This window comes from Dechloromonas sp. H13 (assembly GCF_009469615.1).
Taxonomy (GTDB): domain Bacteria; phylum Pseudomonadota; class Gammaproteobacteria; order Burkholderiales; family Rhodocyclaceae; genus Azonexus.
Genome location: NZ_SSXX01000001.1, coordinates 510163 through 533221, shown reverse-complemented (window position 1 = coordinate 533221; position 23059 = coordinate 510163). Strand labels below are relative to the sequence as shown.

The window sequence follows — 23059 nt, the reverse complement described above, 5'->3', positions numbered from 1 at the left end:
ATAACGATTTTCCCGCCCGGACGCCCCTTTCATGCCAGACGTCGCAAGCTTTTCCTATCCTTTCGCCACCCTGCAGCAACTGGCCGAGGATGTTCTCAAACATGCCCGGGAGAAGGGCGCGACCGCCTGCGAGGTCGACGTTTCCGAAGGCTTCGGGCAGTCGGTCGGCGTCCGCTGCGACGAGGTCGAGACCATCGAGTTCAACCGCGACAAGGGCATCGGCATCACCATCTACGCCGGCCAGCGCAAGGGCTACGCCAGTACCTCCGATTTCTCGCCGCAGGCGTTGCGCGAAACGGTCGAGGCGGCGCTCGACATCGCCCGCTTCACGGCCGTGGACGACTGCGCCGGGCTGGCCGACGCGGCCCTGATGGCCGGCACTTGCCCGGATCTGGATTTGTACCATCCGTGGGCGTTGACCGTGGAGGATGCGATCGCGACGGCGCGGCGCTGCGAGCAGGCGGCCTTCGACGCCAGCCCGCTGGTCAGCAATTCGGAAGGCGCCTCGGTGTCCACCCAGCAGGCGCATTTCGTTTCCGCCAACAGCCTCGGCTTCATGGGCGGCTACCCGACCTCGCGCCACTATATTTCGTGCTCGGTGATCGCCGGCGAGCAGGAGGCGATGCAGCGCGACGACTGGTACACCACCCGCCGCTGCGCCGACGAGCTGGACGACGCGGCCAGCGTCGGCCGCATCGCCGCCGAACGGGCGGTCGCACGGCTCGGCGGGCGCAAGGTCAGGACCGGCGACTGCCCCGTGCTGTTCGAGGCGCCGCTGGCCGCCGGCCTGCTCGGCAGCCTGGTGCATGCGGCGAGCGGCGGCGCGCTGTACCGCAAGTCCTCGTTCCTTCTCGAACAGCTCGGCAAGCGCGTGATGCCGGACTTCGTCAATATCAGCGAACGGCCGCACATCCGGCGCGGCCTCGGCAGCGCGGCCTTCGACAGCGACGGCGTGGCGACGCGCGACCGCGAGGTGGTCGCCGGCGGCATCCTGCAAGGCTATTTCCTCAGCGCCTACACGGCGCGCAAGCTGGGCATGCAGACCACCGGCAACGCCGGCGGCAGCCACAACCTGATCATCGAGCCGGGCACCCTCGACCGCGCCGGCCTGCTGGCGCACATGGGGCGCGGCCTGCTGGTCACCGAACTGCTCGGCCAGGGCATCAACTACGTGACCGGCGACTACTCGCGCGGCGCCGCCGGCTTCTGGATCGAAGACGGCCGGATCGCCTACCCGGTCGAGGAAATCACCATCGCCGGCAACCTCAGGGCGATGCTGGCCGGCATCGTCGCCGTCGGCAACGACGTCCACGTGCGCGGTTCGAAGCAATCCGGCTCGATCCTGGTCGAGCGCATGACGGTGGCCGGCGAGTAGGGCGGGTTAGGGTTTTCCGCAACTCGCCAAAAGCGTTGCTTTGGCTAGAATCGGGGGGCAATTTGCCTGACGTTCCCAATTACCCCCGAAGGAGACAATATGCAACGTCGTGATTTTCTGAAGAAAGCATCCGTAGGCGCCGCTGCCGGCGCCGCCACCACGCTGGCCGCGCCGGCGATCGCCCAGTCCCAGCCCACCGTCAAGTGGCGCCTGACCTCGAGCTTCCCGAAGAGCCTTGACACCATCTACGGCGGCGCCGACGTGCTCGCCAACCGCCTGCGCGCGATGACCGGCGGCAAGTTCGACATTCGCGTCTTCCCGGGCGGCGAGATCGTTCCCGGCCTGCAGGCGCTGGATGCTGTGCAGCAGGGCACCGTCGAGTGCTGCCACACCTGCTCGTACTACTACGTCGGCAAGGACAAGACCTTCGGCTTCGGCACCGCCGTGCCGTTCGGCATGAACGCCCGTCAGATGAACGCCTGGATCTACTACGGCGGCGGTCAGAAGCTGCTCGACGAGTTCTACAGCAACTACAACGTCCTCTCCTTCGCCGGCGGCAACACCGGCGTCCAGATGGGCGGCTGGTTCCGCAAGGAAGTCAAGTCGCTGAAGGACGTCGAGGGCCTGAAGATCCGCATCGCCGGTCTCGGCGGCAACGTTTTCGCGGCGCTGGGCGCCGTGCCGCAGCAGATCGCCGGCGGCGACATCTACCCGGCGCTGGAAAAGGGCACCATCGACGCCGCCGAGTGGGTCGGCCCCTACGACGACGAAAAGCTCGGCTTCTTCAAGGTCGCCAAGAACTACTACTACCCGGGCTGGTGGGAACCGGGCCCGGTCATCCACTTCTTCGTGAACAAGAAGGAATGGGACAAGCTGCCCAAGGAATACCAGGAAGCCTTCCAGGCGGCCGCCTACGAGGCCAACGTGACGATGATGGCCGAATACGACCACAAGAACCCGGGTGCCCTGTCGCGTCTGCTGCAGAACGGCGTCAAGCTGCAGGCCTATCCGAACGACATCATGGAAGGCGCCTACAAGGCGGCACAGCAGCTGTACGCCGACGAATCGGCGAAGAACCCGGCGTTCAAGAAGATCTACACCGAGTTCGACAAGTACCGGAAAACGCAGAATGCCTGGTTCAGTGTCGCCGAAATGCGGATGGACAGCTTCAACCAGACGCACAAATAGACCGCTGCGGTCGACCACAAAAAACCCGCGAATTTCGCGGGTTTTTTATTTCAGGCCGGCGCGGCGCTCAGCTTTCGAGCAGGCTGCGCAGCATCCAGGCGTTCTTTTCGTGGATCTGCATGCGCTGCGTCAGCAGGTCGGCGGTCGGCTCGTCGCCGGCCTTGTCGACGATCGGGAAGATGCTGCGCGCCGTCTTGGTCACGGCTTCCTGGCCGGCGACCAGTTGCTTGATCATCTCGGTGGCGTTGGGCGTGCCTTCGCTTTCCTTGATGACCGTCAGCTTGGCGAACTCGCTGAAGGAGCCGGGCGCGGCGACGCCAAGGGCACGGATGCGCTCGGCGATCATGTCGAGCGCGTTCCACAACTCGGTGTATTGCTCCATGAACATCACGTGCAGGGTGTTGAACATCGGCCCGGTCACGTTCCAGTGGTAGTTGTGCGTCTTCAGGTAGAGGGTGAACGAATCGGCGAGCAGGTGCGACAGGCCGTCGGCGATCTTTTCGCGATCCTTCTTGGAAATGCCGATATCCATGACAGTCTCCCTTGCGGTTATTTGGGTGACTTCATTCTGACAGCCCGACCGCCAATTTTCAAATTGGGATGGCATATGGGGGCGATTGGCTGCGCCTATGCCCGAAAAGAAAAACGGGGCCGCAGCCCCGTTTGATCCGTCTTGCCGGTAGATTCTATTTTTCGTTCTGCTGCAACTGCTTCAGGAAGTCGGCGCCGGTATCCTTCTGCTCGCCGCCGGCAGCTTCGCCCCCCGACTGCTGCATCAGGGTGTCGAGGTCGACCGACTCGCTCTGCTCCATCCGCGCCTTGGCTTCCGGGTCGCCGTAGCTGACGATGTTGGGGAAGATGATGATCAGCGCGACCATGATGATCTGGATGCAGACGAAGGGGATGGCGCCCCAGTAGATGTCCGTCGTCTTGATCGAGGCCGGGGCCACCGAGCGCAGGTAGAACAGCGCGAAGCCGAAAGGCGGGTGCATGAATGAGGTTTGCATGTTGACCGCGAGCAGCACGCCGAACCAGATCAGGTCGATGCCCAGCTTGTCCGCCACCGGCGCCAGCAGCGGCACGATGATGAAGGACAGCTCGAAGAAGTCGAGGAAGAAGGCGAGCAGGAAAACCAGGATGTTGACCACGATCAGGAAGCCCATCTGGCCGCCCGGCAGCGAGAGCAGCAGATGCTCGACCCAGAGGTCGCCGTTGACCGCGCGGAAGACGAGGCCGAACACGGTCGAGCCGACGAGGATGAAGACGACGAAGGACGACAGCTTGCCGGTGGTTGCCATCGCCTGCTTGAGCAGCTTCCAGGACAGTCGCTTGCGGCCGATGGCGAGGATCAGCGCGCCGGCCGCGCCCATGGCGCCACCTTCGGTCGGCGTCGCGATGCCGAGGAAGATGGTGCCGAGAACGAGGAAGATCAGCAGCAGCGGCGGCACCATCGTCGTGATGACGCGGACGAAAAGCTTGATGCCGCGCAGGGTGCGCGCTTCCGGTGGCAGGGCCGGGGCGGCGTTGGGTTTGATCAGCGTCAGCAGGACGACGTAACCGACGTAGAGGCCAGTCAGCACCAGGCCGGGAATCATCGCGCCTTCGTACATGTCGCCGACCGACTTGCCGAGCTGGTCGGCCATGATGATCAGTACCAGCGAGGGCGGAATGATCTGCGCCAGCGTGCCGGAAGCGGCGATGACGCCGGAAGCCAGCCGCTTGTCGTAGCCGTAGCGCAGCATGATCGGCAGCGAGATGAGGCCCATCGAAATCACCGAGGCGGCCACCACGCCGGTCGTCGCGGCGAGCAGGGCGCCGACGAAGATCACTGCGAAGGCCAGGCCGCCGCGCAGCGGACCGAACAACTGGCCGATGGTGTCCAGGAGGTCCTCGGCCATGCCGGATCGTTCGAGGATCAGGCCCATGAAGGTGAAGAAGGGAATGGCCAGCAGCGTGTCGTTGGCCATGATGCCGAAGATGCGTTCCGGCAGCGCCTGGAAAAGTGCTGGCTGGAGCAGCCCGAGTTCGATGCCGATGAGGCCGAAGACGATGCCGTTGGCGGCCAGGGCGAAAGCGACCGGGTAGCCGAACAGCAGGAACAGCACGAGGGCGCCGAACATCAGCGGCGCCATGTTGGCGATGATGAACTCAGCCATTATTTGGCCTCCTTGGCTTTGGCGGCGGCAATGGCGGCGGCCAGTTCTTCTTCGGCGCTCGGCGCTTTCTCCTTGGCGTTCGGGTCGTCGATCATGCCGGCCAGGAAGGCGATGCGCTTGATCAGCTCGGAAATACCCTGGATGGCGAGCAGCGTAAAGCCGATCGGCAGCAGGATCTTCACCGGCCAGCGGATCAGGCCGCCGGCGTTGGCCGACATCTCGCTGATCTTGTACGACTCGGCGACCAGCGGAATCGACAGCCAGAGGACGAGGACGACCATCGGCAGCAGGAAGAACAGGGTGCCGATGATGTCGATCACCGCCAGACCGCGTGGCGAGAGTTTGCCGGAGAGCACGTCGATGCGCACGTGCTCGTTCTTCTGCAGCGTGTACGGGGAGCACAGCAGGAAGACGGCGGCGAACAGGTACCACTGGATTTCCAGCAGGCCGTTCGAACTGTAGTTGAAGGTGAAGCGAACGACGGCGTTGCCGGCGCTGATGACGGTCATCACCAGCACCAGCCAGAACGCGCCTTTGCCGACCCGCTCGATGAGCCAGTCGATCAGCTGCGAGAGCTTGAGCAGAAGGGTCACGAAAAGTCCTCCTCGGTTGATAAAATGCCCGGCTTCTAGATGCGTCCGGGGTAAATGGAAAATCCCACCGGGCAGAATTTACAGCGAAGGTCATAGGTCGAACATGGTGGAAATCCCTACAACCCGCATCTGCCTGGTGCGCCACGGCGAAACGGAATGGAATGCCGAGCGCCGCATCCAGGGCCAGATCGACATCGGGCTCAACGATACCGGCCGGCGCCAGGCGGCCGCTGCCGGTCGCTGGTTGCAGACGGCCGGCATCGCGGCGCTCTACGGCAGCGACCTCAAGCGGGCGTGGCACACCGCCGAGGCCATCGGCCGGGCCCTCGGGCTGGCGCCGCAGCCGGTGCCGGAACTGCGCGAGCGCCGCTACGGGGTGTTCGAGGGACTGACCTACGACGAGGCGCGGGCGCGCCATCCGGACGGCTATGCCGCCTTCGAGGGGCGCAACGCCGATTACGATTTCGAGAACGGCGAAAGCCTGACGGCGATGTACGCCCGCGTCACCGGGAAGATCCGGGAAATCGCTGCCGCACATTGCGGCCGGAACGTCGCCATCGTCGTCCATGGCGGCGTCCTCGACATCGTCAACCGCTTCGTCCGCGGCAACAGCCTGGAAACGCCGCGCGACTTCCTGATCCCGAACGCCGGCCTCAACTGGATCGTTGCGGTCGACGGCGCCTGGCGCATCGAAACCTGGGGCGAAACCGCGCACCTCGAGGCGGGCGCCCTCGACGAGTTGCCTTCGTGATAAAATTCGCGCCCTTTTCAATGGCTTGAGGCTCTCCCCATGTTTTCCGCGAAAGACACCCTGGCAAAAGTTGACCCCGAACTCTGGCAGGCCGTTACGGCCGAAAACCAGCGTCAGGAAGACCACATCGAACTGATCGCGTCCGAAAACTACGTCAGCAAGGCCGTCATGGAAGCCCAGGGCTCGCAGCTGACCAACAAGTACGCCGAAGGCTATCCCGGCAAGCGCTATTACGGCGGCTGCGAGCATGTCGACGTCGCCGAGCAGCTGGCCATCGACCGCCTCAAGAAGCTGTTCGGCGCCGAAGCCGCCAACGTCCAGCCGAACTCGGGCTCGCAGGCCAACCAGGCGGTGCTGATGGCCTTCTGCAAGCCGGGCGATACCATCATGGGCATGAGCCTCGCCGAAGGCGGCCACCTGACGCACGGCATGGCGCTCAACATGTCCGGCAAGTGGTTCAACGTCGTCTCCTACGGCCTCAACGACAAGGAAGAGATCGACTACCCGCGCATGGAAGCGCTGGCCCGCGAGCACAAGCCGCGCCTGATCATCGCCGGCGCCTCGGCCTACGCCCTGCGCATCGACTTCGAGCGCTTCGCCAAGATCGCCAAGGAAGTCGGCGCCATCTTCATGGTCGACATGGCTCACTACGCCGGCCTGATCGCCGCCGGCTTCTACCCGAACCCGGTGCCGCATGCCGACGTCGTCACCTCGACCACGCACAAGACCCTGCGCGGCCCGCGCGGCGGCATCGTGCTGATGAAGGCCGAGCACGAGAAGGCGATCAACTCCGCCATCTTCCCCGGCCTGCAGGGCGGTCCGCTGATGCACGTCATCGCCGCCAAGGCCGTCGCCTTCAAGGAGGCGGCGAAGCCCGAGTTCCGCAACTACCAGGAACAGGTCATCGCCAACGCCCGTGTCATGGCCCGCGTGCTGGCCGAGGAGCGTGGCCTGCGCGTCGTTTCCGGGCGCACCGAGAGCCACGTCTTCCTGCTCGACCTGCGCGCCAAGAACATCACCGGCAAGGATGCCGAGGCCGCGCTGGGCCGCGCCCACATCACGGTCAACAAGAACGGCATCCCGAACGACCCGCAGAAGCCCTTCGTCACCTCCGGCATCCGCATCGGCTCGCCGGCGATGACGACGCGCGGCTTCACCGAGATCGAGGCCGAGACGGTCGCCCACCTTGTCGCCGACGTGCTCGATGCGCCGCACGACGAGGCCGTGGCCGCCACCGTGCGCGCCAAGGTCGCCGAGCTGTGCAAGAAGTTCCCGGTCTACGGTGCCTGATCGCCCGTGAAATGCCCTTTCTGCGGCGCGGATGAAACGGCGGTCGCCGATACCCGTCTGAACGACGAGGGCGACGTCGTCCGCCGCCGCCGGAAGTGCAATGCCTGCGACAAGCGGTTCACGACCTACGAGCGGGCGGAAATCCAGTTGCCGCAGGTGGTCAAGAAGAACGGCCTGCGCACCGAATACAGTCGCGACAAGCTGCGCGCCAGCCTCGAATTGGCCTTGCGCAAGCGGCCGGTGTCGATGGAGTCGGTCGACGCCGCCGTGGCCGACATCGAGGAACGCCTGCTCACCGCCGGCGAGCGCGAAGTGAGCACGCAGCAACTCGGCGAACTGGTCATGCGCGAGTTGAAGAAGCTCGACAAGGTGGCCTACATCCGCTTCGCTTCGGTCTATCGCAATTTCGAGGACGTGGATGCGTTCTCGAAGGCGATCCGCGAAGTCTCGCCGACTCCCCGCAAAAAATGAGCTTTTCCGCCGTCGACCACGGCATGATGGCGCGCGCCTTGCAATTGGCCGAGCGCGGGCTGTGGACGACGTCGCCCAATCCGCGCGTCGGCTGCGTGCTGGTGCGCGACGGCGAAGTCGTCGGCGAGGGCTGGCACGAGCGAGCTGGTGAGCCGCATGCCGAAGTGCATGCCTTGCGCGCCGCCGGCGAACTGGCGCGCGGCGCCACCGCCTACGTTACCCTGGAACCATGCAGTCACCATGGCCGTACGCCGCCGTGCGCGGAGGCACTGATTGCTGCCGGCGTCGCCCGCGTGGTGGCGGCGATGGGCGATCCCAATCCGCTGGTCGCCGGTCAGGGGTTGGCCATGCTGAAGGCGGCCGGCATCGCAACGGCCAGTGGCCTGCTGGAGAACGAAGCGCGCGAACTCAACATCGGGTTCGTTTCGCGCATGACCCGCGGCCGTCCTTGGCTACGCCTGAAGGTGGCGGCCAGCCTGGATGGCAAGACGGCGTTGAATAACGGCATCAGCCAGTGGATCACCGGGCCGGCGGCGCGACGCGACGGCCATCGCTGGCGGGCGCGGGCGTGCGCCATCGTGACCGGCATCGGCACCGTGCGCGACGACGACCCACAACTCTCGGTGCGCGAGGTCGACACGCCGCGCCAGCCGCTGCGGGTGGTGGTGGATAGCAAGCTGGAAACCCCGCCTACCGCGAAGATTCTGCGCGGCGGGCCGGTTCTGGTGGCGGCTGCGGTCGACGACGAAAAAAGGGCAGATTCGCTGCGCGCGGCCGGTGCCGAGGTGGTCGTGCTGCCCAATCCGCACGGCAAGGTCGAGCTTAAGGATCTGCTGGAAGAACTGGGTCGCCGCGGCATCAACGAGGTGCATGCCGAGGCCGGCTTCAAGCTGAACGGCTCGCTGCTGCGCGAGGGGCTGGTCGACGAGTTGCTGCTCTACCTGGCGCCCTGCCTGATCGGCCACGCGGCGAGCGGCCTATTCAACCTGCCGGAACTGACTAGCCTGGACGGCAAGCGCCTGCTGGCGATTCGCGATCTGCGGCAGATCGGCGAAGATATTCGCCTGATCGCCCGTCTCCGTTAGTCCCGCACACCGTACAACCAGCGTCCCGGCGGAACTTCACGGTACGCCATTCCATTTCCAGCGCATCGAGCAGCAGCAGGCGGCCGCTCAGGCTTTCGCCGATGCCGGCGGCCAGCTTGAGTGCCTCGGCAGCCTGCATGGTGCCGATGATGCCGGTCAGCGGCGCGAAGACGCCCATCACGGCGCAGCGGACTTCCTCGACGTCCTCGCCTTCGGGAAACAGACAGTGGTAGCACGGTGCGTCGTCGCGGCGCAGGTCGTAGACGCTGATCTGGCCGTCGAAGCGGATGGCAGCGCCCGATACCAGCGGCTTGCGGTGGTGCACGCAGGCGCGGTTGATGGCGTGGCGGGTGGCGAAATTGTCGGTGCAGTCGAGCACGATGTCGGCGCTGGCGACCAAGGCGTCGAGCGCTTCACCGGACAGGCGTTGCTGCAGGGGAACGATCGTGATGTCCGGGTTGATCGCGGCCAACGCTTCCCGGCCCGATTCCGCCTTTGCCATCCCGACGCGGGCCTGGGTATGGAGGATCTGCCGTTGCAGATTGGTGAAATCGACCGTGTCGTCGTCGACCAGGGTGATTTTGCCGATTCCCGCCGAGGCGAGATAGAGCGCCGCCGGCGAGCCCAGCCCGCCGGCGCCGACGATCAGCGCATGGGTGGCGAGGATGCGTTCCTGTCCTTCGATTCCCAGGGCGTCCAGCAGTATGTGGCGGCTGTAGCGGAGAAGCTGCTCGTCCGTCACTTGTATTCGCGCCACTCCGGCGGGGTGTCGTCGTGGTCGCCGTGCGGGTGGTGTTCCCAGGCCTTGACGTAGGCTTCCTGCGACGAGCGCTTGAGGCGCTTCTCGGGAGCACCCATGTTGTGCAGCTGGGTATCCTCGACGTAGTAGATCAGGGCGCGGGTCAGCTTGGTCAGCAGCGTGTTGTCGAGATGGTAGCCCTTGTCGATCAGGTGCTCGTCAAGCTCGCGCAGCGTGTGCTGCGAGAGTTCGTAGGCGACGCCGACCGAGCGTTTCTCGAATTTCGGCTGCACCTCAACTTCCTCGAGATGCTTGAGGTCGTCCGCCGCCTCCGGCACCTGGCCGGGCGGAAACTTGGAAAACAGGATCTCGCGTTTTTTCCTGAGGTCTCCGCTGGTCATCATCCCTCCCGATGAATGGACTACTGCGCCTTATTCTGCATGATCTGCAAACCCTTGAGAAGGTTCAGCGCCTGCTGGAACTGGTGGTCCTTCTTGCTGGCGTATTCCAGACGTTCTAGGGGTTCGTCTTCCGCCTCGTCCTTGTTGTTCTTGTCCTTGGCCGGTTTGGCGGGCTTGGCGGCCTGCGGCTTCGGCGCCTCCTTGCCGGCCTCCTTGTCGCGGTCGTTGACCAGATGGCGATCGAGGTCGGCTTCGCGCACGCGGGTACCGCTGCCGCTGCCGTTCGGCGTCTCCTCGACCACGATGTCCGGCACGATGCCCTTGGCCTGGATCGAGCGGCCGTCGGGGGTGTAGTAGCGGGCGGTGGTCAGCTTGATCGCCGAGTTGCCGGGCAGGGGCACGACCGACTGGACCGAGCCCTTGCCGAAGCTCTGGGTGCCGAGAACGACGGCACGCTTGTAGTCCTGCAGGGCGCCGGCGACGATCTCGGAGGCCGAGGCCGAACCGCTGTTGATCAGGATCACCATCGGTACCTTCTTGGCTTCGATCGGCATGCTCTTGAGCGGATCCTCGCGCGTGCCGCGCAGGTAGTCCTGCGGACGGGCCAGGAATTCCTGCTTGGCATCGGCGGTGCGGCCGTCGGTCGACACGACCTTGACGTCGGGCGGCAGGAAGGCCGCCGAAACGCCGATGGCGCTGTTGAGCAGGCCGCCGGGGTCGTTGCGCAGGTCGAGCACCAGACCCTGCAGTGGCCCCTGCTTGTACAGCGCGGTCAGCGCCTTGGCCAGGTCGGCGACGGTGTTTTCCTGGAATTGCGTGATGCGCACCCAGCCGTAACCGGGTTCGATCAGCTTGGACTTGACACTCTGGACCTTGATGACCTCGCGCACCAGCGTCAGTTCGATCGGCTTGGTCTCGCCCTTGCGGATGATCGACAGGCGGATCGAGGTCTTCGGCTTGCCGCGCATCTTCTTGACGGCTTCGTTGAGCGTCAGCCCCTTGACCGGGGTGTCGTCGAGCTTGAAGATCAGGTCGCCGGCCTTGACGCCGGCGCGGTAGGCCGGGGTGTCCTCGATCGGCGAAACGACCTTGACCAGCCCGTCTTCCATGCCGACCTCGATGCCGAGGCCGCCGAATTCGCCCTGGGTGCCGACCTGCAGGTCCTTGAAGGCGTCGGCGTCGAGATAGGCGGAGTGCGGGTCGAGGTTGGACAGCATGCCGGAAATGGCATTGTTGATCATGGTCTTGTCTTCGACCGGTTCGACGTAGCCCTGCTTGATGGCGCTGTAAACCTCGGCGAAGGTGCGCAGTTCGTCGATCGGAAGACCGGCCTTGGCGTCCTTTTCGGCGAGCGCCGGGACGTGCAGGCTGATCAGTGCGCCGGCGATGAAGCCGCCGACTACCAAACCAATTGTTTTCGCTTTGCTCATTTCAGACTTGCCCATTTCATCGGGTCGATCGGTTGCCCCTGGTGGCGGATTTCGAAGTATAAACCGGATTCCGGATTGCCCCCGCTGTTGCCGACGGTCGCCAGGGTTTCACCGCCTTTGACTGCCTGCCCGACCTGTTTGAGCAGCGAGTCGTTGTTGCCGTAGATCGAAAGATACGAATCGCCGTGGTCGACGATCAGCAGATTGCCGAAACCGCGCATCCATTCGGCGAACACCACGCGTCCGCCGGCCACCGCCTTGACGTCGCTGCCGGTACTAGCCTTGATGAACAGGCCGCGCCAGGTGCCGCCGCCGTCGCGCGGGGTGCCGAAGCGGCCGGCCACCGTGCCGCGCACCGGCAGGCGCAAATTCCCCTTCTGGCGGGCGAAACTGCCATCGCTAGCCGCCGGTTCGTAACGGTTCTCCGCTTCGACCGCTTTCGGACGCGCCGGTTCGCTGGCCGGGGGCGGTCGCGGCGCCTCCCTTTCCTCCTCGTGCGGCCGTGCGCTGGCCGGCGTCCTGTCCCGCTCCTTTTCGCGTTCCTTGTCCCGTTCCCTGCGTTTCGCCGCTTCGGCCAGGCGGGCGGCCTCGGTGGCGCGCGCCGCGTCCGCCGCACGGGCCGCTTCTGCAGCGCGGGCGGCCTGTGCAGCCTGCGCCGCGAGTATCTTCGACAGGCGGTCGATCAGTTCGGTCAGGCGTCTTTCATTCTGTTGCAGGTTGCCGATTTCCTTGCGCTGGGCGGAGACCTTGTCGGACACCTGGGCGTAGAGCGTCTTGCGTTCCTCGCGCTGCTTCTGCAATTCGGCGTGGCGCTCCTGCTGCTGCGCCTCGACTTCCCTGATCTCGCCGGCGCGCTCCCTGGCGTCGGCGGCCAGCGCCTTCTTGCGCTCCAGCGTGGCGTTGATTTCGCCCATCAGTTCGGCGCGCGACAGGGCGATGGCCGAGAGATAGTGCAGGTCGCGCGCGATCTGGTTCGGGTCGTCGCCATTGAGCAGCAGTTGCAGGGAATCCGGGGTGCCGCGCAGGTATTGCCGGTAGAGCAGCTTTTCGAGCTGGCTTTGCTGCTGGCCCAGGGTGCCGGCCAGTTCCTTCGACTGCTGTTCCAGGTTTTGCAGCTGTTTTTGCAGTTGACCGCGCTGGTCGCCGAGTTCGTGCAATTCGCGTTGCAGGCGGGAGATCTGGCGTTCCGATTCGCGCAGGCGGTCGCCGGCGTCGGCCTTGCTCTCTTCGCTGGCGCTGAGCTCCTTGCGCAGGCCTTCGATGCGGCTGCGCAGTTCGCCGAGGTCGGCCTGCTTCTCGGCGATTTCCGGCGATGCCGGCGGGGGCGTTTTCGCCCTGGTTTTCGCCGACTGCGCACCGCCCAGGGGCGGCCATAGCAGCACGGCGGCGAAAATCGCCGCTGCCAGCGGCCTGGTCGCTACCCGCGTTTCGATGCCTGGCGTGTTTGACAATGTGTTCTGCTGTCCCTGGGTCGGTGTCGCCCGCCGCGCGGCGGATGACATGCGATTTTATACGCGGCGCGGCCCCGATTGATGTCGATTAAGGCCTGCGAAACGCAAACCATTATTTTATAATGATCCATTAACCGAAAATCGAGGTTTTATCTTGGAACAGCCTTCCTTCAGCCTGATCGACAAGCAGGAGCATATCGAGACGGCCGCCCGTGCGCTCAAGGCGATCGCCCATCCGCTGCGCCTGAAGATTCTCTGCGTGGTGGGCGACCAGGAGGCATGCGTGCAGGAAATCGTCGATGCCGTCGGCACCTCGCAGAGCAATATTTCCCAGCACCTGGCCATTCTCCGCGAGAAGGGCGTCCTGCTCACGCGCAAGGATGCCAATCGGGTCTTTTACCGGGTGGGCGACCAGCGCACCCTGCAGCTCGTCGGTATGATGCGCGAAGTCTTTTGTGGTGTGGAGGAGTAAGCAAGTGCCGATGGAGTTCATCAACCAGAATATTCTGCTCGTTTCCATCGTCGTCGTCAGCGGCCTGGGCCTGCTGTGGCCGTTGTTCATGCGCTCCGGGGCGAACGATGTGGCGCCGGCGGCGGCGACCCTGCTGATCAATCGCGAGGACGCGCATGTCATCGACGTGCGCGAGGCCGACGAATTTGCCGCCGGCCATCTGCCGGACGCCAGGAACGTGCCGCTCGCGAAGCTCGCCGACCGCATCGCCGAGATCGAGAAATTCAAGGACAAGCCGGTGATCGTCTGCTGCGCCTCCGGCATGCGTTCGGGCAAGGCCTGCGGCCAGCTCGGCAAGCTCGGTTTCAGCAAGGTGCATAACCTGGCCGGCGGCGTCGATGCCTGGGTCGGTGCCGGTTATCCGATCAAGAAGGGGACGCGCAACAAATGAGTCCGCGAGTCCTGATGTACACGACGGCGGTCTGCCCCTACTGCATCCGCGCCAAGCAGCTGCTCAAGGCGCGCGGCGTAAGCGAGATCGAGGAAATCCGCATCGACCTCGACCCCGAACAGCGCGACGAAATGATGCAGAAGACCAAGCGCCGCACGGTGCCGCAGATCTATATCGGCGACACCCACGTCGGCGGCTGCGACGACCTGGTCGCCCTCGATGCCGGTGGCGGCCTGGTACCGCTGCTCGCCGGTGGCGCCTGACAACCGATTAATCAACCGAAAGAGAATCATGGAACAAAACGAACAGCCGGTCTTCGGCATCGAAAAGCTCTACGTCAAGGACCTGTCCCTGGAAGTGCCGAATGCCCCGCAGATCTACCTCGAGCGCGAAGCGCCGCAGGTCGAGATCCAGCTCGGCACGAGCGGCAGCGGCGTCGGCGACGGCGCTTACGAAGTGGTGCTCACCGTCACGGTGACGGCCAAGCTGGCTGACAAGACGGTTTTCCTGGTCGAAGTCGGCCAGGCCGGCATCTTCCGCATCATGAACGTGCCGAACGAGCAGATCGAGCCGCTGATCGCCGTGGCCTGCCCGAACATCCTCTTCCCCTTCGCCCGCGAAGCGGTTTCCGACGCCGTCACCCGCGCCGGCTTCCAGCCCATCGTGCTGCAGCCGGTCAATTTCGAGGTCATGTACATGCAGCGCCTGCAGGAACAGGCGCCGGCCCCGACCGAAGTACCCATCCAGTAGGCATGGTCATGCGGCGTCGCGCCTTTGCCACCGTTCTTGCCCTGAGTGCCGCCGCCGGTGCGGCGCAGGCCGTCGACTATCGTTCGGTCGAGGTGCCGGCGGCGATTCTCTACGACGCGCCGTCGCAGAAGGGCAAGAAGCTCTACCTGATCAAGGCGCAGACGCCGGTCGAGTTGATCGTCCCGCTCGCCGGCTGGGTCAAGGTGCGCGATGCCGAAGGTACGCTGGCCTGGATCGAAACGCGCAATTTGAGCGAGCGCCGCACGCTGGTGGTGACCGCGCCGCGTGCCGAAATCCGCGATGCCGACCGTGCCGATGCGGCAGTCGTCGCGGTGCTCGACAAGTGGGTCGTCGTCGATCTGATCGAGGCGGCGGCGCCGGGCTGGGCCAAGGTTCGCCACCGCGACGGCGCGACCGGCTTCGTGCGTTCGACGCAGGTCTGGGGACTATGAGGATCACCCTGCTCGGTGCCGGGGCGTGGGGCACCGCGCTGGCGATCGCGTTCGCCGGCAAGCACGAGGTGACGCTGTGGTCGCGTGAAGCGGATGTTGCGGTCGACCTGCTGAAAACGCGGGAAAACAGCCGCTTCTTCCCCGGTTACAAACTCCCGGCGTCGGTAGTCGTGGCCACCGATTTCGCGGCCGCCGTGGCGGCTGCCGAACTGCTGGTCGTGTCCACCCCGATCGCCGGCCTGCGGCCGACCGTCGAACGGCTGCGGGAGCTCGGTTGCACGCTGCCCCTGCTGTGGGTCTGCAAGGGATTCGAGGCCGGCAGTGGCAAGCTGCCGCACCAGGTGGTCGCCGAGGTGCTGGGGCCGCAGGCGGTCTGCGGCGCCTTGTCCGGTCCGAGTTTCGCCGAGGAGGTCGCCGCCGGGCAGCCGACGGCCGTCGCGCTGGCGGCCAACGATCCGGCCTTCGCCCGCGCCGCGGCCCGCCAGCTGCATTCGCGGCGCCTGCGCGTCTATGCCAACGACGACCTGGTCGGTGTCGAGGTCGGCGGCGCCGTCAAGAACGTGCTGGCCATCGCCACCGGCGTCTGCGACGGCCTGGGACTCGGGCTCAATTCACGCGCCGCGCTGATGACGCGCGGCCTGGCCGAAATCGCCCGCCTCGGCCTCGCCCTCGGCGCCCATCGCGAAACCTTCATGGGTCTGGCCGGCATGGGCGACCTGATCCTGACCTGCACCGGCGATCTCTCGCGCAATCGCCGCGTCGGCCTGGCGCTGGCCGAAAACAAGTCGCTGCCGCAGATTCTCGAAGAACTGGGGCACGTCGCCGAAGGCGTCTATACCGCCCGCGAAGTCGACCGGCTGGCGCGGGAGCTCGGTGTTGACATGCCGATCTCCGCCGCCGTCGCCGCCGTGCTCGACGGTCGCGTCAATGCCGGCGAGGCGCTCGAACTGCTGATGGCGCGCGACCCGAAGGAAGAGGCGGCCTGATCCCTACGGTAGCCGACCGGCGGCTACCATCCGGGCATTGAGAATACCCGGCACGATCCAGACGACGAGATCGTCGAAGCCATTGCTCGGCGTGTGCGCGACAAAGGTCAGCGTCGAGTTGGCGTTTTCCAGTTCGTCGCCTGCCGCGCCACCCAGTTGCACACCATTGGTCTGCCAGGCGCCGAGGCCGTTGCTGCCGTGGCTGACGACGACGGCCGGCAGGTTGGAGGCGATGTTGCTGCCGCTGGCTGCGGTGTCCTTGATATTGGCGTTACCCGCCGTGCTCAGCGTGAAGCTGGCCAGCGCGCCGGCCGCGAGCGGCGCGGTGAAGCTGGCGTTGGCGAAATAAGTGAAGCGCCGGCCCCAGGGGTCGGCTTCGGGCAGGCTCAGCGTCACCCATGGAACGACGCCGTAGATCCGGTTGCAGGGCGAACTCGCGTTCGGCCGGTCCTCGGTACCGAGCGTCGCGTCGGCAATGGTCAGGGCTGGATCGGCCGGACAGGGCAGGCGGCCGTTGGCCATCGCAAACCCGAGCAGCGCCTCGCGGATGTTTTCCAGCTGGCGCTGGGCATCGGCATTTTCCGCGGTTATGCGCTGGGCGCTGATCCCCATCAGCAGGCCGCTGGTCAGCAGGGCGACGATGACCAGCACGATGGCCAGTTCGATCAGCGTGAAGCCGGGTTGGCGGCGCAGAGATTCGGTTGATTGCAAGGTGCGTTCCTGCGGGTCAGTAGCCGAGACGGTCGTTGAATGTACCCGATAGCGGGGCGTTCGCGAAGCCGGGCACCGGCGTCTGGGCGTTGCCGTCGCGCGAGGCGTCGGCGTTGCTGCCTTCGAGGAAGTTGGCGGTCGTCCGCGTGGCGCGGTTCTGGGCGCCCAGCGCGCGCCCGGCGCTGGCGGCGACAACCCGGTAGGTGCCGCTGCCGCCGACCTGCAGCTTGCCGCTGGCCGCCCGCACGCGGTCGCTGATCTGGTAGAAGGTCGTGTTCGTCCAGTTGTTGGCCGTCCACCACGAGCTGCTACCGCTGGCTGGCTGCAGGAAGGCGCAGGTGGTGCCGTACCAGAGGGTCGGAAAGGCTTCGGCGCTGCCACTGTCGAGTACGGCGTCGAGCGTGCCGGCGCTGGCCAGCAGGGTGTCGAGTTGGCTCGCCGTCGCGTTCAGCGCGGTGGTCGCCGCCGACTGTTTGGCGGCGTTGCCCGGAGCGTCGATGTAGTCCTGCAGCAGGGCCTGGGTGCCGCTGGCGCCGGCGATGCCCGAGGTCAGCTGGTCGGCCGCATAGTAAGCCGATGCGGTGTTGTCGCCGCTGGCATTGGGAGCCTTGCGCGCTTGCGTGGAGATGTCGATGGCGATGCGAGCCGTGATTTGCGCCCAGTAGGCGATGTCCTCTGCAGGATCCTGCAGCGCTCTAACATAGGGTACCCTCCCGGCACGGGTTCTTGTTGTGACGAAGGGGTCGGCAAGCGCTCCCTGCGCTAGCAGGTAGCGCGTCGCAGCTTCGGCGATGCTCTCCCTGGCGACGTTGTCGCCGTTGCCGGCGATGGCTGCTGCAAGGGCATTTGCAGCGGTGATCACATCGCCTGCCGAGGCCGCGATCAGTGCTTGGTCGCTGCCTGCCGAGGCGGCGCTGATGGCGTCGTTCAGTGCCGCCAGAGTCGTTCCGCGAGCGGCGACGACGGGGCTGGAGGCTGTGTTGAGTGCGGTCGTCGTCGCTTGCAGGTCGCCCATTGCAGTTACGAGGGCAGCAGCCGTGGTCGTGCCCGGATTGCCGTTGTACGCGGTCAGCATCCCGTCCACGGTCACCGCACGAACTGAAATTTCGCTGGCGTGCAGATTCACACGACTGGCGGCGATTGTGTTGCGGAGGCTGCTACTGCTGCTGACCAGCGTTTGCGCTGCGGCTAACGCCGCATTCACCAACGCCGTATCGGCAGGCGCGATGACGGCGCCCGCAACTGCTGCGGCAGCGGCATTGGCGGTGCCGAGCGCAGCGGCAAGCGCCGCGGCGATATCCGGGTTGGGCGTAGTGCTGCTTAGATACAGCGTCTTCGTTGTTGCAACCTGAGACTGCAGCGCGGTGAGGGTGGCGACGGTCGGGGTGGTGGTGACCGCGCTGATCCGTTGCTGCAGGGCCAGGTTCTGCGTCTCGATTTCGCCGGGGAAGGGATCGATGCCGCTATCGTTCAGCGCCAGTTGAAGGGATGCCAGGGAAGTCTTGCCAGTGACAGCCTCGTTGCGCAGCGCGGTGAGTTCACTGAGGTTGATCCCGTTCAAAGCCGCGGCGGTGTCGATGTGCGTGTCGAGCGTGGAGAAACTAGTGGCTACGGTCGCGGCTACCGTCGCCAGGGCGGCGGCGACGCCGTAGAGCTTGTCGTACAGAGTCAGGGCATAGGTGGCGGCCTTGTTGACGACGACCAGCGCCGCCATCTGGTCGGCTGCGGTCGACGCGCTGGCAAGGGCGTTTTTCGCATCGCTCAGGGCCGTGCTGCTTTGCTTGAGCAGGTTTTCCGGGCCGGCGCCCGGTTGCGTGGCTGCTACCTGCCCGAACAGGCTGCCGGCCGTGCCGCGGAAGGTGGTGTTGGCGAGCGGCGCCGGCCACGGGTAGGTATGTGCGGTGTTGAGTGCGCTGGCTGCGTGCTCCTCGAGGCAGGCCTTGACCTCGTTGGCGACGCGCTTTTCGACGGCGGCCATCAGTTCCTGGCGGGTGATGGCGACGACCATGTCGTTAAAACTGGCCGAGGGCGGGCCGCTGACGTAAATGCCATCGTCGCCGTTGCCGTTTTCGCCGTCCAGGTAGTCGACAGGGTTGTTCGACGGCCGGGCCTGACTGCCGAGCGGGGCGCGTGCGGCGATGACCAGGGCGGCGACGTTGTCGGCGGTGCCGTCGACCCGGAGGGTCAGTGCGCGGTCACTGTTGATCGGCTGGGCGCTGTCGTCGTCACGCAGTTCGGGCGTCAGCACGTACCACAGGCGGGTGCCGGTGTCGTCGGTCAACTCGGGCAGGTCGAGCGTTACCCAGGGCAGCCAGCCGACGTTGCTCGGGCACTGGGTCATGGTGAACATGTCGGCCTTGCCGTCGCCAGGCACGTTGGCAAGGCCGACATTGTTGGTGACCAGGTCGGGACAGGGCAGGCTGCCCGGACGGTTGGCATCGGTTACCGCCCGGGCGATCAGGGCTTCCTTGGCGCGGGCCAGGGTGGCCGCCAGCTTGGCGTCCTGCTCGATGCGCCCCGAACCGATGTTGCTGCTGCGGTAGAAGGCATAGCTGCCGGCGAGGATCAGCGCGACGAGAAACAGGATCAGCGCGACGCCCGACTGTCTTCCGGCGCTGGGCGGCTGGCGCTTCATGGCGCCGGCGGCTTGCGCTGGATGACGATCGTGCCGTCCCCGAGCAGGCTTTCGCGCTCCCCGGTAGCCGGGTGGTAGGTCTCGCCGGGGGCGACGTGCGGGCTGCGGGTGGCTGCCGTCTGGGGGGCGCCGTTGATCCAGCGCGTGTTGTTGCCGCTGCTGCGGCGGACTTCGCCGTTGAAGGTGTAGCTGGCGTCGCCGTCCAGCGTGCTCGGGCGCTGGCTGAAGCCGAGCAGGCGTTCGCGGTCGAGGGCGGCGCGCTGTTGCGGGGTGAAGAACAGGCGGCCCAGCGGTTCGTTCTGCGGCCAGGCCGGCCACGCGGCAAGGGCAAGCAGGAAAGCCGTCAGCAGTCGTTTCATGGCTGTTTCGCTCCGCTGGCCCGCCGCAGGGTGACCCATTCCATGGTGCATTCGGCCAGCAGCTGGGCGCCGTCGCCCGGGTTGCCGGGGGGCAGACGCGACAGCTTGCAATGGCGCACGAGGACCATGGCCTTGGCTTCGCGCTGCAGGCGGGCGATGAAGTTGAGCAGGTCTTCCTCGTGCAGCAGGCGCAGCTGGATTTTCAGCTGGCTGCTGTGAAAGGCATAGCCGGCAGCCGGGCTGGTCTCGAGCTGGAGTTGCGGCCCGAATTCGTAGGTCATGCCGGGCAGGCGCAGCTGGCGTTGCAGGTCGCGCAACAGCTCCGTCCAGTCCAGGCGCTTCTCCGCGCCGGTGATGCCGGCCTGTTCCATTTGCTGGAACTGCTCGGTGCGCATCTTGATTTCCTGCTCCTCGGTGCGCACCTGGCCGAGACGCTGCTCGATCTGCGTCTTGCTGGCGGCGGCGGCGTCGCGTCCGACCCGTGCCTTCGCGGCGCCGGCGCTGCTCCAGAGGCCGGCGGCGACCGCGACGGCGATGGCGACGACGGCCAGCAGCGCGTACCACTGCAATTTGGCGATGTCGCGGCGTTCGAGTTTCATGGCCCCGGCTTCCGTGTGATCTGGATCGCGAACTGCCGCGGCTGCGCGCTGTCGCTGTCGACGTCGCCGCCGCGCAGGGCGCGTCCCGACTCGATCTCGAACGGTTGCTGCAGGACGCTGACCTCGCTGTCGCGGTCGACCCGCAGCAGGTCGGTGAAATGCTCGAAGGTGGCCAGTGTCTGGCGGGCGGTGCTGGTTGCACCGAGGCGGATGGCGCCGCGCAGCGTGATCACCTCGTTCCTGCCCTTCAGCAGGTCGGCCAGCGTGTCGCGGCTGGCGGCCGGCCCGGCCGCGGCGGTGTTGTCGCCAAGCCGCCATTCGAGCGCCTCGAGATGCACGTTGGGCATCTCGCTCATGGCGCGGCCGATCAGGCGGTAGGCGTTGTCCGGCGAGCGCTGTTGCCGGAGCAGTTCGGCCTGGCGGTCGGTGACGCGGCGCAGGGTGTCGTTGTCGATCCCGAGTTGCGGAAAGGTCGCCGCGATTTCACGGTAGCGCCAGCTGAGTTCGGCCTCGCTGGCGGCCAGCGCCTGCGTTTCCTGGTACAGGCTGTAGGCGTCGTAGAGCTGCTTGGCGGTGAACAGGGCGCCGCCGAGCAGGGCGACGATGGCGAGGCCGATCAGCCCGTAACGCAGCTGCGAGATGCGGTAGTCGTGGCGGAAGGCCTCGGCGGCGAACTGCTGGCTCGGCGGCGTGGTAGCCAGCAGGTGCAGGAACAGCAGTTCGCTGCCGCTGTCGCCGGGGACAGTCTTGAGGGCGAGACGACGGGCCGCCTGGTGACTGTCGATGATCTCGAAACGCAGGCTGTTGGTGTCGACGCAAGCCTGGCGAACAGCGGCGACGGCCTGCGGATGCGCCAGGACATAGACGGGGATCGGCTCGCTGCGCCGGAAATGGCGCTGGGCGACCAGGTATTGGTGCAACTTGGTCGCTTCGGCGGCAAAGCGCGAGGCGATGCCGGCGATGCTGCTGTCGAACAGCGGGGCCATGCGCGAGAACAGGGGCTGGCCATCGACCAGGTAGCTTTCGCGGATCGAGTGATCCTGGTAGGTGAGCAGCAGGGCGCGGCCCCCGGCCTTGCCCAGCTTTTTCAGCAGCGGGCCGCCCATCTGAGCCACAGTGTAGATGCCGGCCAGGGGGGCGTCGGCTTCCTGCAGGGCCTTGATCCAGGGATCGAAGTGCGCCGGGTTGGTGAGCGCCGAGAGCAGCAGCTTCTCGTTCTTGCGCTTGTCCTTTTCGTAGCCCAGCGAGGTCGCCATCGCCAGCGGCGAGCCGAGAAAATGCTGGCCCAGCCGGCGGGTGATCAGCGCCCTGCGGTCGGCCCCCTGCAGGAACGGGATGGTCTCCAGTTCGTGCCCTTCCTCGGCGACGTTGGCCAGCATCTGGAAGTGGCTCTTGGGATGGGCGCGCAGGTAATCGGTGAAGCGCGGATATTCCTCCGGCCGCATCTCGAACACGCCTTCCGGCTGCAGCTTGCCCTGCTGCCAGGCATAGGCGGTCAGGCGCTGCGTGTCGAGGTAGAGGAGGCGGCGCGAAATCATGTCTTGATCTTGCCGATCACGTCGTAGATCGGTCCGATGACCGAGAGCATGATCCAGCCCAGCAGGGCGCCCATGAAGACGGTCAGCATCGGTTCGATCAGCGTCTGCGCCTTCTCGACCGATTCCTTGACGTCGCGGTTGTAGAAGTAACTGACGTTGAGCAGCGCCTTGTCGAGGCCGCCGGTGTTTTCGCCGACGCGCAGCATGCGCACGACGAGCGGCGGAAAGAGGCCGGCGTCGTGGAAGGCGCCGGCGACGTTCTGGCCTTCGCGGATCGACTGCTCGACGCGGACCAGCGCCTTACGCACCATCAGGTTGCCGACGATGTCCTGGGTCGTGCGGATCGACTCGAGGATCGGGATGCCGGCGGCGTAGAGCATGGCGAAGGTATTGGCGAAGCGCGACAGGATGATCTTCTGGAGGATCGGCCCGACCACCGGCAGCTTCAGCTTGACGGCGTCCAGGCGCAGGCGGGCCAGCGGGTTGCTGCGCAGGACCAGCTGGGCGGCGACGAGGGCGACGATCGGCAGGAGCAGGAACAGCCACCAGTAACCGACCAGCAGGTCGGAGATGAAGAACAGCAGCTGCGTGTGCGGCGGCAGGGCCTGGCCCATGTTCCTGACGAACAGCTTGAGCTGCGGCACCATGTAGATCATCAGGAAGAAGGTGGCGCTGAGGACGATCGAGCCGACGAAGGCCGGGTACATCAGCAGCTTCCTGGTGTGCGACGCCAGCTCGTCTTCCCATTTCAGGGATTCGTTGAGGCTGTGCAGCACCTCGGGCAACTGGCCGGTGGCCTCGCCGGCGCGGATCAGGCTGACGAAGACCTGGCTGAAAACCGTCGGGTGGTCGGCCATCGCCAGCGAAAGCGTCTGGCCACCTTCGATCCCTTCGATCAGGCCGGCGATGACTTCGCGGAAGCGCGGGTTCTCGATTGAGTCGCGCAGGTCGCCCAGTCCTTCGAGGATGGGGACACCCGCGCGCGCCAGCTGGTCCAGGTGGAAGCAGAAGTTGATCAGCTCGCGGCGCGGCACCTTGCGGCTGCCGAACAGCTTGTGCTGGTCGATCGCCTTGCCGGTGACCAGGTCGAGCTCCATGCGCTTGAGGCGCATTTCAAGGTCGACGATGTTGATCGCGTCGATACGCCCGAAAACCATGCGCCCTTCGGCGCTGACGGCCTTGTAGTCGAAGAGCATG

At 65.9% G+C, this 23059-nt stretch carries 25 protein-coding genes; 12 read left to right on the top strand and 13 right to left on the bottom strand.

Annotated elements, in window-relative coordinates; translation table 11 throughout:
• The first annotated feature begins 31 nt into the window (after window positions 1-31).
• Window positions 32-1375 carry a metalloprotease PmbA gene (gene pmbA / locus GH660_RS02685; protein WP_153145020.1) on the top strand — a complete coding sequence of 448 codons (1344 nt, stop codon included), beginning with the start codon at window positions 32-34 and terminating at the stop codon, window positions 1373-1375.
• Window positions 1376-1474: 99 nt separating this feature from the next.
• Window positions 1475-2563 (top strand): TRAP transporter substrate-binding protein, encoded by a 1089-nt coding sequence (locus GH660_RS02680; protein WP_153145019.1) that lies wholly within the window; start codon window positions 1475-1477, stop codon window positions 2561-2563.
• Between the two features lie 67 nt (window positions 2564-2630).
• Here the strand turns inward: GH660_RS02680 and GH660_RS02675 are convergent, their stop codons facing one another.
• The 3 genes from GH660_RS02675 to GH660_RS02665 form a co-directional block, all read right to left on the bottom strand.
• Window positions 2631-3095 (bottom strand): Dps family protein, encoded by a 465-nt coding sequence (locus GH660_RS02675; RefSeq protein ID WP_153145018.1) that lies wholly within the window; start codon window positions 3093-3095, stop codon window positions 2631-2633.
• Between the two features lie 154 nt (window positions 3096-3249).
• Window positions 3250-4719: a TRAP transporter large permease subunit gene (locus GH660_RS02670; protein ID WP_153145017.1), complete on the bottom strand. Its 1470-nt coding sequence runs from the start codon at window positions 4717-4719 to the stop codon at window positions 3250-3252.
• Window positions 4719-5312, bottom strand: coding sequence for a TRAP transporter small permease subunit (locus tag GH660_RS02665; RefSeq protein ID WP_153145016.1), 594 nt, complete (start codon window positions 5310-5312; stop codon window positions 4719-4721). The genes GH660_RS02670 and GH660_RS02665 overlap by 1 nt, the downstream gene beginning before the upstream one ends.
• A 103-nt stretch (window positions 5313-5415) precedes the next feature.
• Between GH660_RS02665 and GH660_RS02660 the strand changes: the two genes are divergently transcribed.
• Genes GH660_RS02660 through ribD form a run of 4 tightly spaced genes read left to right on the top strand, consistent with a single transcriptional unit; the run spans window position 5416 to window position 8909 of the window.
• On the top strand, window positions 5416-6063 hold the full coding sequence (locus GH660_RS02660) for a histidine phosphatase family protein (protein ID WP_153145015.1): 648 nt from the start codon (window positions 5416-5418) through the stop codon (window positions 6061-6063).
• 39 nt (window positions 6064-6102) lie between these two features.
• Window positions 6103-7353, top strand: coding sequence for a serine hydroxymethyltransferase (glyA, locus tag GH660_RS02655; protein ID WP_153145014.1), 1251 nt, complete (start codon window positions 6103-6105; stop codon window positions 7351-7353).
• A gap of 6 nt (window positions 7354-7359) precedes the next feature.
• Window positions 7360-7824, top strand: a complete 465-nt coding sequence (gene nrdR / locus GH660_RS02650) for a transcriptional regulator NrdR (RefSeq protein WP_153145013.1) — start codon at window positions 7360-7362, stop codon at window positions 7822-7824.
• A complete protein-coding gene (gene ribD, locus GH660_RS02645) occupies window positions 7821-8909 on the top strand; it encodes a bifunctional diaminohydroxyphosphoribosylaminopyrimidine deaminase/5-amino-6-(5-phosphoribosylamino)uracil reductase RibD (protein ID WP_153145012.1) in 1089 nt (362 codons plus the stop codon). Before nrdR ends, ribD begins: the two co-directional genes overlap by 4 nt.
• On the opposite strand, the gene GH660_RS02640 is transcribed toward ribD, so the two are convergent.
• The 4 genes from GH660_RS02640 to GH660_RS02625 are packed head-to-tail and all read right to left on the bottom strand — an operon-like array spanning window position 8824 to window position 12930.
• On the bottom strand, window positions 8824-9651 hold the full coding sequence (locus GH660_RS02640; RefSeq protein WP_153145011.1) for a molybdopterin-synthase adenylyltransferase MoeB: 828 nt from the start codon (window positions 9649-9651) through the stop codon (window positions 8824-8826). The two genes, ribD and GH660_RS02640, sit on opposite strands and share 86 nt — an antisense overlap.
• Window positions 9648-10049, bottom strand: a complete 402-nt coding sequence (locus GH660_RS02635) for a hypothetical protein (protein ID WP_153145010.1) — start codon at window positions 10047-10049, stop codon at window positions 9648-9650. Before GH660_RS02635 ends, GH660_RS02640 begins: the two co-directional genes overlap by 4 nt.
• A gap of 20 nt (window positions 10050-10069) precedes the next feature.
• Window positions 10070-11494 carry a S41 family peptidase gene (locus tag GH660_RS02630; protein ID WP_153145009.1) on the bottom strand — a complete coding sequence of 475 codons (1425 nt, stop codon included), beginning with the start codon at window positions 11492-11494 and terminating at the stop codon, window positions 10070-10072.
• A complete protein-coding gene (locus tag GH660_RS02625) occupies window positions 11476-12930 on the bottom strand; it encodes a murein hydrolase activator EnvC (RefSeq protein ID WP_228276328.1) in 1455 nt (484 codons plus the stop codon). Before GH660_RS02625 ends, GH660_RS02630 begins: the two co-directional genes overlap by 19 nt.
• Window positions 12931-13084: 154 nt before the next feature.
• Between GH660_RS02625 and GH660_RS02620 the strand changes: the two genes are divergently transcribed.
• From GH660_RS02620 to GH660_RS02595, 6 genes are read left to right on the top strand one after another with little or no spacing between them, the layout of a single operon-like run.
• Window positions 13085-13402 (top strand): helix-turn-helix transcriptional regulator, encoded by a 318-nt coding sequence (locus GH660_RS02620; protein WP_153145007.1) that lies wholly within the window; start codon window positions 13085-13087, stop codon window positions 13400-13402.
• A gap of 10 nt (window positions 13403-13412) precedes the next feature.
• Window positions 13413-13832 (top strand): rhodanese-like domain-containing protein, encoded by a 420-nt coding sequence (locus tag GH660_RS02615; protein ID WP_153145373.1) that lies wholly within the window; start codon window positions 13413-13415, stop codon window positions 13830-13832.
• Window positions 13829-14095, top strand: a complete 267-nt coding sequence (grxC, locus tag GH660_RS02610; protein ID WP_153145006.1) for a glutaredoxin 3 — start codon at window positions 13829-13831, stop codon at window positions 14093-14095. The genes GH660_RS02615 and grxC overlap by 4 nt, the downstream gene beginning before the upstream one ends.
• Before the next feature lie 28 nt (window positions 14096-14123).
• Window positions 14124-14582, top strand: coding sequence for a protein-export chaperone SecB (gene secB / locus GH660_RS02605; RefSeq protein ID WP_153145005.1), 459 nt, complete (start codon window positions 14124-14126; stop codon window positions 14580-14582).
• An 8-nt stretch (window positions 14583-14590) separates the two neighbouring features.
• Window positions 14591-15034 carry an SH3 domain-containing protein gene (locus GH660_RS02600; protein WP_228276327.1) on the top strand — a complete coding sequence of 148 codons (444 nt, stop codon included), beginning with the start codon at window positions 14591-14593 and terminating at the stop codon, window positions 15032-15034.
• Window positions 15031-16020: an NAD(P)H-dependent glycerol-3-phosphate dehydrogenase gene (locus tag GH660_RS02595; protein ID WP_153145003.1), complete on the top strand. Its 990-nt coding sequence runs from the start codon at window positions 15031-15033 to the stop codon at window positions 16018-16020. The genes GH660_RS02600 and GH660_RS02595 overlap by 4 nt, the downstream gene beginning before the upstream one ends.
• A gap of 3 nt (window positions 16021-16023) precedes the next feature.
• On the opposite strand, the gene GH660_RS02590 is transcribed toward GH660_RS02595, so the two are convergent.
• The 6 genes from GH660_RS02590 to GH660_RS02565 are packed head-to-tail and all read right to left on the bottom strand — an operon-like array spanning window position 16024 to window position 23058.
• On the bottom strand, window positions 16024-16731 hold the full coding sequence (locus GH660_RS02590) for a type II secretion system protein (RefSeq protein ID WP_153145002.1): 708 nt from the start codon (window positions 16729-16731) through the stop codon (window positions 16024-16026).
• A 16-nt stretch (window positions 16732-16747) separates the two neighbouring features.
• Window positions 16748-19366 (bottom strand): hypothetical protein, encoded by a 2619-nt coding sequence (locus tag GH660_RS02585; protein ID WP_153145001.1) that lies wholly within the window; start codon window positions 19364-19366, stop codon window positions 16748-16750.
• Window positions 19363-19725, bottom strand: a complete 363-nt coding sequence (locus GH660_RS02580; RefSeq protein ID WP_153145000.1) for a hypothetical protein — start codon at window positions 19723-19725, stop codon at window positions 19363-19365. Before GH660_RS02580 ends, GH660_RS02585 begins: the two co-directional genes overlap by 4 nt.
• Window positions 19722-20324 (bottom strand): hypothetical protein, encoded by a 603-nt coding sequence (locus GH660_RS02575; protein ID WP_153144999.1) that lies wholly within the window; start codon window positions 20322-20324, stop codon window positions 19722-19724. Before GH660_RS02575 ends, GH660_RS02580 begins: the two co-directional genes overlap by 4 nt.
• Window positions 20321-21862, bottom strand: a complete 1542-nt coding sequence (locus GH660_RS02570) for a hypothetical protein (protein WP_153144998.1) — start codon at window positions 21860-21862, stop codon at window positions 20321-20323. The genes GH660_RS02575 and GH660_RS02570 overlap by 4 nt, the downstream gene beginning before the upstream one ends.
• A complete protein-coding gene (locus tag GH660_RS02565; protein ID WP_153144997.1) occupies window positions 21859-23058 on the bottom strand; it encodes a type II secretion system F family protein in 1200 nt (399 codons plus the stop codon). Before GH660_RS02565 ends, GH660_RS02570 begins: the two co-directional genes overlap by 4 nt.
• Window position 23059 lies beyond the last annotated feature (1 nt).

Coding starts and splice junctions, on each gene's coding strand:
- GH660_RS02670 (WP_153145017.1), bottom strand. CDS start 4,719: ATGGCTGAGTTCATCATCGCCAACATGGCGCCGCTGATGTTCGGCGCC.
- GH660_RS02595 (WP_153145003.1), top strand. CDS start 15,031: ATGAGGATCACCCTGCTCGGTGCCGGGGCGTGGGGCACCGCGCTGGCG.
- GH660_RS02675 (WP_153145018.1), bottom strand. CDS start 3,095: ATGGATATCGGCATTTCCAAGAAGGATCGCGAAAAGATCGCCGACGGC.
- ribD (WP_153145012.1), top strand. CDS start 7,821: ATGAGCTTTTCCGCCGTCGACCACGGCATGATGGCGCGCGCCTTGCAA.
- GH660_RS02570 (WP_153144998.1), bottom strand. CDS start 21,862: ATGATTTCGCGCCGCCTCCTCTACCTCGACACGCAGCGCCTGACCGCC.
- GH660_RS02575 (WP_153144999.1), bottom strand. CDS start 20,324: ATGAAACTCGAACGCCGCGACATCGCCAAATTGCAGTGGTACGCGCTG.
- grxC (WP_153145006.1), top strand. CDS start 13,829: ATGAGTCCGCGAGTCCTGATGTACACGACGGCGGTCTGCCCCTACTGC.
- GH660_RS02580 (WP_153145000.1), bottom strand. CDS start 19,725: ATGAAACGACTGCTGACGGCTTTCCTGCTTGCCCTTGCCGCGTGGCCG.
- glyA (WP_153145014.1), top strand. CDS start 6,103: ATGTTTTCCGCGAAAGACACCCTGGCAAAAGTTGACCCCGAACTCTGG.
- pmbA (WP_153145020.1), top strand. CDS start 32: ATGCCAGACGTCGCAAGCTTTTCCTATCCTTTCGCCACCCTGCAGCAA.
- GH660_RS02630 (WP_153145009.1), bottom strand. CDS start 11,494: ATGGGCAAGTCTGAAATGAGCAAAGCGAAAACAATTGGTTTGGTAGTC.
- GH660_RS02635 (WP_153145010.1), bottom strand. CDS start 10,049: ATGACCAGCGGAGACCTCAGGAAAAAACGCGAGATCCTGTTTTCCAAG.
- GH660_RS02615 (WP_153145373.1), top strand. CDS start 13,413: ATGGAGTTCATCAACCAGAATATTCTGCTCGTTTCCATCGTCGTCGTC.
- GH660_RS02600 (WP_228276327.1), top strand. CDS start 14,591: ATGCGGCGTCGCGCCTTTGCCACCGTTCTTGCCCTGAGTGCCGCCGCC.
- secB (WP_153145005.1), top strand. CDS start 14,124: ATGGAACAAAACGAACAGCCGGTCTTCGGCATCGAAAAGCTCTACGTC.
- GH660_RS02565 (WP_153144997.1), bottom strand. CDS start 23,058: ATGCTCTTCGACTACAAGGCCGTCAGCGCCGAAGGGCGCATGGTTTTC.
- GH660_RS02680 (WP_153145019.1), top strand. CDS start 1,475: ATGCAACGTCGTGATTTTCTGAAGAAAGCATCCGTAGGCGCCGCTGCC.
- GH660_RS02585 (WP_153145001.1), bottom strand. CDS start 19,366: ATGAAGCGCCAGCCGCCCAGCGCCGGAAGACAGTCGGGCGTCGCGCTG.
- GH660_RS02660 (WP_153145015.1), top strand. CDS start 5,416: ATGGTGGAAATCCCTACAACCCGCATCTGCCTGGTGCGCCACGGCGAA.